6 protein-coding genes are annotated in these 5,878 nt (G+C 71.9%); 1 reads left to right on the top strand and 5 read right to left on the bottom strand.

The genetic code is table 11. From position 1 onward, the window contains the following. From HF519_RS28990 to HF519_RS28975, 4 genes are all read right to left on the bottom strand, one after another. A partial coding sequence (locus HF519_RS28990) for a substrate-binding domain-containing protein (RefSeq protein ID WP_169416157.1) occupies positions 1-587 on the bottom strand: 587 nt, incomplete at its 3' end. Further along, positions 584-2,512 (bottom strand): NAD-binding protein, encoded by a 1,929-nt coding sequence (locus HF519_RS28985; protein WP_169416156.1) that lies wholly within the window; start codon positions 2,510-2,512, stop codon positions 584-586. The genes HF519_RS28985 and HF519_RS28990, both read right to left, overlap by 4 nt. A gap of 13 nt (positions 2,513-2,525) precedes the next feature. Further along, a complete protein-coding gene (locus HF519_RS28980; protein WP_169416155.1) occupies positions 2,526-2,912 on the bottom strand; it encodes a DUF6394 family protein in 387 nt (128 codons plus the stop codon). Positions 2,913-3,141: 229 nt separating this feature from the next. Further along, the gene (locus HF519_RS28975; protein WP_169416154.1) at positions 3,142-3,375 is read right to left on the bottom strand and encodes a hypothetical protein; all 234 of its coding nucleotides are present in this window, start codon (positions 3,373-3,375) and stop codon (positions 3,142-3,144) included. A gap of 38 nt (positions 3,376-3,413) precedes the next feature. Here HF519_RS28975 and HF519_RS28970 point away from each other — a divergent pair, with 38 nt between their 5' ends. Then, positions 3,414-3,785 carry a hypothetical protein gene (locus HF519_RS28970; RefSeq protein WP_312860419.1) on the top strand — a complete coding sequence of 124 codons (372 nt, stop codon included), beginning with the start codon at positions 3,414-3,416 and terminating at the stop codon, positions 3,783-3,785. A gap of 48 nt (positions 3,786-3,833) precedes the next feature. Here the strand turns inward: HF519_RS28970 and HF519_RS28965 are convergent, their stop codons facing one another. Continuing rightward, complete coding sequence (locus HF519_RS28965; protein WP_246245404.1) at positions 3,834-5,576, bottom strand: GAF domain-containing sensor histidine kinase; 1,743 nt, start codon at positions 5,574-5,576, stop codon at positions 3,834-3,836. Positions 5,577-5,878: the final 302 nt, after the last annotated feature.

The raw sequence follows: 5,878 nt of genomic DNA, 5'->3' as shown, positions 1-5,878 counted from the left end.
ACCCCGACTCGCGGGCGGGGAGACCCCGACTCGCGGGTCAGGGGCAGGTGGGGGTCTGGGGAGCCGGGCCGGTCGAGTGCCGGACCCGCAGGCCCGGCTTGTTCGGCCGGACCTGTGAGCGTGGTCGGCGGCGGGTTGCAGAAGTCGGAGCCGAAGATGTCGTCGTAGCCGACCACGCTCACCGCCCCCGGAACGTCGACACCGCGTCGTAGCAACCGCTGCAGCGCCCCGATGGCGAGGAGGTAGGTGATGGAGCGGTGCCCCAGCGCCACGAGGTGTTCGATGATCTGCCGGCTCCCCTCGGCCGAATCGGTGACGACGCTGGGTAGGCCGCTCACCTCCCGATCGAAGAGCACCACAGGTTTGCCGTGTAGATCGGCCAGCTCGGCGTCGGGTAGCCGGCTCGCGGCGAGCACGAACCCGTCCACCGCCGGGCTCAGCCGATCCAGGTGCGACGCCTCGAGTTCAGCGCTCTCCTCGGTGTCACCGAGGATCACCGTGTACCGGCCGCGCGAGCCTGGGCTTCGGATCGCCTGGCTGGTGCAGTACCCGGTCTGGGTCGTCGCTGTGGCCGGTGTGATCGTCACCCGCCGGAAGGCCCGCCGGCTCGACGCCGCCCGCGGGGTCGTCCCCCGCCCGCTGCGTGAGGTCCTCGCCGGGGCCATGGGTGGTGGCCGGGCCGGCTGACCTCCTGCGCGGCGAGGCGGGGCTCTTCCCGGGAGCCGGGCCGCGCCAGCTTCCGCCAGATCCAGCTGGCCGGAACGTGCCGGCCGGAGAGCACGTACTCCCGGGTCGCATCGATCACCATCGTGGTCTCGAGATCGCGGCGAGCGGTGGACCGTCCGGCGAGCAGGATCTCGTCGCCCGGCGCCAGAACGAGATCGTCCTCCGGGGCGAGCACACAGTTGTCACCGTGCAGCACCAGCAGCGGCACCGCCTCGAGTCGGAGTTCGCGGTCCTCCGGGCTGCGCAAGAGGTCGCCGAGCCTCGCGTCCCCCGCCGTGAGCCAGGACTGGAGCGCGGGCGCCTCGACCGCGGTGAGCCGGACCTTCCACAGGGCCGGGAGGTGGCGGCCGCACTGGTCGGTCAACCGGTCGATCAGGCGGGCGGCCCACTCGTCGCCGCGGGCGGGCAGCTCCTGCAGGAAGCGCCAGAGCAACGGGGTGCTGAGCTGTGCGTACACCTCGTGGGCGATCACCTCGGTGGGCACGAGGAGGGAGTCGACCCCCATCGCGGCGAACAGCGGGGCGGTCGCGGGCTTGTTCTGCCGCGCGGCCACGAACACCTTCGGGTTGACCCGGCGCGCGGCGGCGATCAGCGACAGGTTCGTGGTGTCGTTGTCGGTCCCCGCCACGAAGCCCACGGCGTGCTCGATGCCGGCCCGCGCCATCACACCCGGCTCGAAACCGTCGCCGGCGACGACGGAGATGTCGCCTGTGGCCGGTGAGCGGGGCTCGATCACGCACACCTCCAGCCCCTCGGCGCGCAGGTCCGCGGTGAGCTCGCGTCCGAAGCGCCCGTAGCCGCACATCACCCACCCACCGGCCGCCGGCGGGCGGCCCCGGGGCGGCAGCTCCGCCCCGGGGCCGTCCTCCAGCCACATCATGAGTTGGTACGTGGCCGGTGCCCGCAGGGCGATGCTCAGGTGGTCACCGAAGCAGTCGAACGGGTTGACGACCGAGGGCGTGCCGAAGGCGCGCATGCGATCGGCGATCGCGGGGGAGATCGTCCGCGCGATCACGGGCAGCTCCGGGCGCAGCAGGGCCGCGGCCATCGCGACCGCCAGGTTCACCTCGTCGTCGTCGGTGAGGGCGAGCACGCCCTCGCAGTACGGGTGGCCCAGACCCGCGACGCCGAGATGGCCGGAGTTGCCCGCGTCGCCGGCGAGGCCGGGCACGTCGGCGTGGTAGGGGTCGAGTTCGAGAGCGTCGATCCGTTCGGCGGCGCGGTCGATGACGACGAAACGCCGGCCCAGCGCGTCGAGCGAACGGCCGAGCAGCTCCCCGGTCTGGCCGTACCCGGCGATCAGCAGGAACGGCTCGCGCAGCCGGGCCACCTTCCGGGTGAAGTGCTGCAGCGCCAGCGCGTGGCGGAACGCGCGGTCCTGCAGCAGACCGAGCAGCGAGCCGATGGCGTACGCCCACCCGATCACCGTCAGGTAGATCGTGATCGTGACCCACAACCGCTGCGGGTAGGTGAACGTGTTCGGTAGCTCGCCGAACCCGATGGTGGTGGCGGTGTAGCTCATGAAGTAGAACGCGTCGAAGAACCCCATGCGCGCCGGCTGGCCGCCGGGGTCCTTCCCGGGGATCAGTGTCAGGCCCAGAACGCTGATGGCGAAGATCGTGATCAGCACGATCAACGGGGCGCGCATCCGGCGCAGGATCAGGAAGATGGTCGCGGACGCCTGCGCGGCCGACGCGAACGGGATCCGCCGGCGCAGCCGGCGCGACGACGGCTCCTCCTCGCCTCCGAAGAGACGCATCCAGAACACGAGCAGCGGATTGCCCATGACTGCCCTCCGACTACCGGCGGTGGAACGACACGGTCTCGACGACCAGCAGCACGACCGAGACGACGTTGGCGAACAGCGCCCCACCGGACAGCGACACCACGCTCGCGGTGGCGTGCGGGGTGAGACCCGCCGACGAGACGTACGAGGCGTAACCCCAGACGAGCGCCGCGGCGATGAGCTGCAGGTCGGCGACGAGACTCGTCGCGAGATGCACGGCGCCGATCTGGGTGCGGTCACCGAACTTCAGGACCGTGGCGATCAGGCTGACCACGATCGCGGCGAACAGCTCGTAGACGTTGTGCAGCAGCGATTCGGCGATGTCGCCGATGAAGAACCCGAAGTTCAACGTCGCGGCGAGCAGGACGAAGAAGCCGAAGATCACCTTTTCGAGGTTCATCCGCGCTCCCGAGGGCTGCACCGCCGACGCTCACGTGTCGTCTGCTGATACTGCGCCCTCCAAGGACGGATCGCGCCTGTCGTTCACTGGCCGGGAATCCGCCCCGGACGGCTTCACCGCCACCCCGTCACCGGTGACCCTGACCGGACGCAGACCTCCGGAGGGCGATCATGTCGGTGTCCACTCGATCCGCTGCCTCGGCTCCGCAGCGCGACGACGGGCCACCGGGCTACGCACCGCCGTCGCCACGGTGTGCCTGTCCGGCACGCTGGAGGACAAGCCGGCCGCGGCGGCCGCGGCCGACTTCGACGCCGTCACGCCCGAGGTCTTCGCGGCCAACCTGCGGCGGGCCGAGCGCAAGTTCGACGTCATGGAGCAGGTGGGCACCGAGCTCGTCCTGGTCTGTTCGTCGGTCTCCCCCGACGTCGTCGACGACGACGACCTCGCCGCCGAACAGTTCCACACGCTCGCCGCGCGGGCGGGCGAACGCGGTCTACGGGTGTGCTACGAGGCGCTCGCCTGGGCACCTGCGACGACGTGGTGGCGGTCGCGCGGGCGGCCCGGGCTGCCGGAGCCCCGCTGCTGGCCATCCCGGTCAACTACTACGACGACCTCGACGCGCGGCTCACCCCGCCACCCGAACTGCTTGCCGCCCCGCGCGAACACGGAGTGCTCTACAACCGCGACGCGGACGGCGCGTTCCTGCCCTTCTACACCGCGGTCCTCGGCTCCCGGGTGTTCTTCGAGGTCGTGCAGCGGATCGACGGGTACAACGGCTACGGGGAGTCCAACGCCCCGGTGCGGATGGCCGCGCACCGCCGCCAGCGCATGTCCCGGACGGCGGGCGGGCCGGGAGCGCCCGCAAGGGAGTGACCCTCTGGCCCCGACCGCTCGCCCGGCGGGACGGGCGACGCGGCCGCCTCAGGGCAGCGGCACGGTCCAGCGCACCGTGGTGCCGCCGGCGGGCTCCGTCCGTGCGGTGAAGACGCCGCCGCATTCCAGAACTCGTTCCTCGAGGTTGCGCAGCCCGCTGCGGACAGCCGCCGGATCGAGGCCGACACCGTCGTCGGAGACCTCCACGGTCAGCTCCTTCCCCGCCTCGATCGAGACCACCAGCGACCGCGCACGGGCGTGCCGGACGACGTTGCTCACCGTCTCCCGCACCACGGCGACCACGTGCGTGCCCAGGTCGGGCGGGACCACGGTGTCCACCGGACCGGAGATCCGCACCGACGAGGACAGGCCGGACCCGACGTTGGCGTCCGCCACCGTGTCCAGCAGCCGCCTGCGCAGCCCCGATTCCACTCGCCCGATCGTGGTGTGCAGATCGAAGATCGCGGTCCGGATCTCCCGGACCGTCAGGTCCAGCTCATCGACCGACTGCTGGATGCGCTGCCGCACGTCGGGGGTTCTGGCGCGACGCAGCGTGCTCTGCAGGCGCAGCCCGGTGGCGAACAGCCGCTGGATCACGTGGTCGTGCAGGTCCCGGGCGATCCGGTCACGATCGGCGAGCACGCCGAGCTGGCGCTGGGCGCGGTTCTTCTCGCCCAGTTCCAGGGCCAGGGCCGCCTGGTCGGCGAACGACGCGAGCAACGGGATCCCACCGGGCTGAAACGGCTCGGCCCCCTCGCGACGCAGTGCGATCAGGACACCGGTCACCTTCTCCGACGGCTGCAACGGGACGGCCACGGTCGGCCCGTACTGTGGGAGGGACACCTCGAGACCGTCCAGGAGATCGCCGGTCGCGATGGCGAGCACCGGGTTCCGGCTCTCCAGCACCTCGCTCAGGAGCGGGACGTCCGGGGCCAGCCGCCGGCCGAGCACGCCCGGTTCCTCGGGCCCGCACTCCGCGCCGACCGTGAACTGGCCGTCGACGGGATCGGGGCCCAGCACGATCACCGTCCGGTCCGCCCCGGCCAGTTCCAGCGCCCGCTGCGCGATCAGCCGCAGCGCGTCCGCATCGCTGGCCCCGGACAGCAGCTCGGACCGGATCTCACCGGCGGCCTCCAGCCACTGCTGACGCAGCAGTCCCTGCTCGAAGAGGTCAGCGTTGTGCACCGCGATGCCCGCCGCCGCGGCGAGCGCCTCGAGGACCACCTCGTCGTCGGCGGTGAACTCGCCGCCATCCGCCTTCTCCGTCAGGTAGAGGTTGCCGAAGACCGAGTCCCCCACCCGTACCGGGACACCCAGGAAGCTCCGCATCGGCGAGCGATCCGCCGGGAGCTCCACCGAGGCCGGAGGAGAGCCCGGCTCCGGCGGCCGTGGCGGTGGCGGGTCGACGACGAGCTGACCGAGCAGTCCCGTTCCCTCGGGCAGCGGCCCCGTCAGTGCCCGGATCTCCTCGTGGAGGCCGACGTGGATGGACCGGGAGATGCCGCCATCGGGCGCGAGCACACCCAGCACCCCGTAGCGGGCGTCGACCAGATCGACCGCTGATTGCACGATGCGCTGCAGGGTGGTGTCCAGCTCCAGCCCGGAGCCGACGACCAGCACGGCGTCGAGCAGGCCCTGCATCCGGTCGCGGGTCTGGAGGATCTCGTTCAGCCGGTCCTGCACCTCGCGCAGCAACTCGTCGAGCCGCAGACCGGTCAGCACCGTCGATGCGGGATGAACCGGCACGGCGTTCGTCAGCTGGTCGTCCATCGGCTCGCCCGCTCCAGCCATTCGTCCGAACTGTCCGACCGACAAGGGCCTGAGCACGGTGACACGTGCTGACGAGGTGGGCAAGCCCGGGCGCCGATCCGGCGGGGCCGCCGGTTCCCCGGTGTCGGCAGCGGCGGCCGTCCGGCCGGCGTGCCCGTCTTTGCGGGGCATCCCGGCGGCTCAGCCGTCGAACGTCCCTGGGGAACCGGCCGATCGACCCTCGCACCACCGTTCCGGCCGGCGCAGCCTGGCTGCATGCAGGCGTGCCCGATCGTCCTGGTCCAGCCGCTCCCGGCTGCCGCCCCGGCTCCCCCCGTCTCGCC

Source organism: Pseudonocardia bannensis (assembly GCF_012911875.1).
Classification (GTDB): Bacteria; Actinomycetota; Actinomycetes; order Mycobacteriales; family Pseudonocardiaceae; genus Pseudonocardia; species Pseudonocardia bannensis.
Note: the sequence above shows the minus strand (reverse complement) of the source record. Positions and strands in the feature narration are given on the sequence as shown.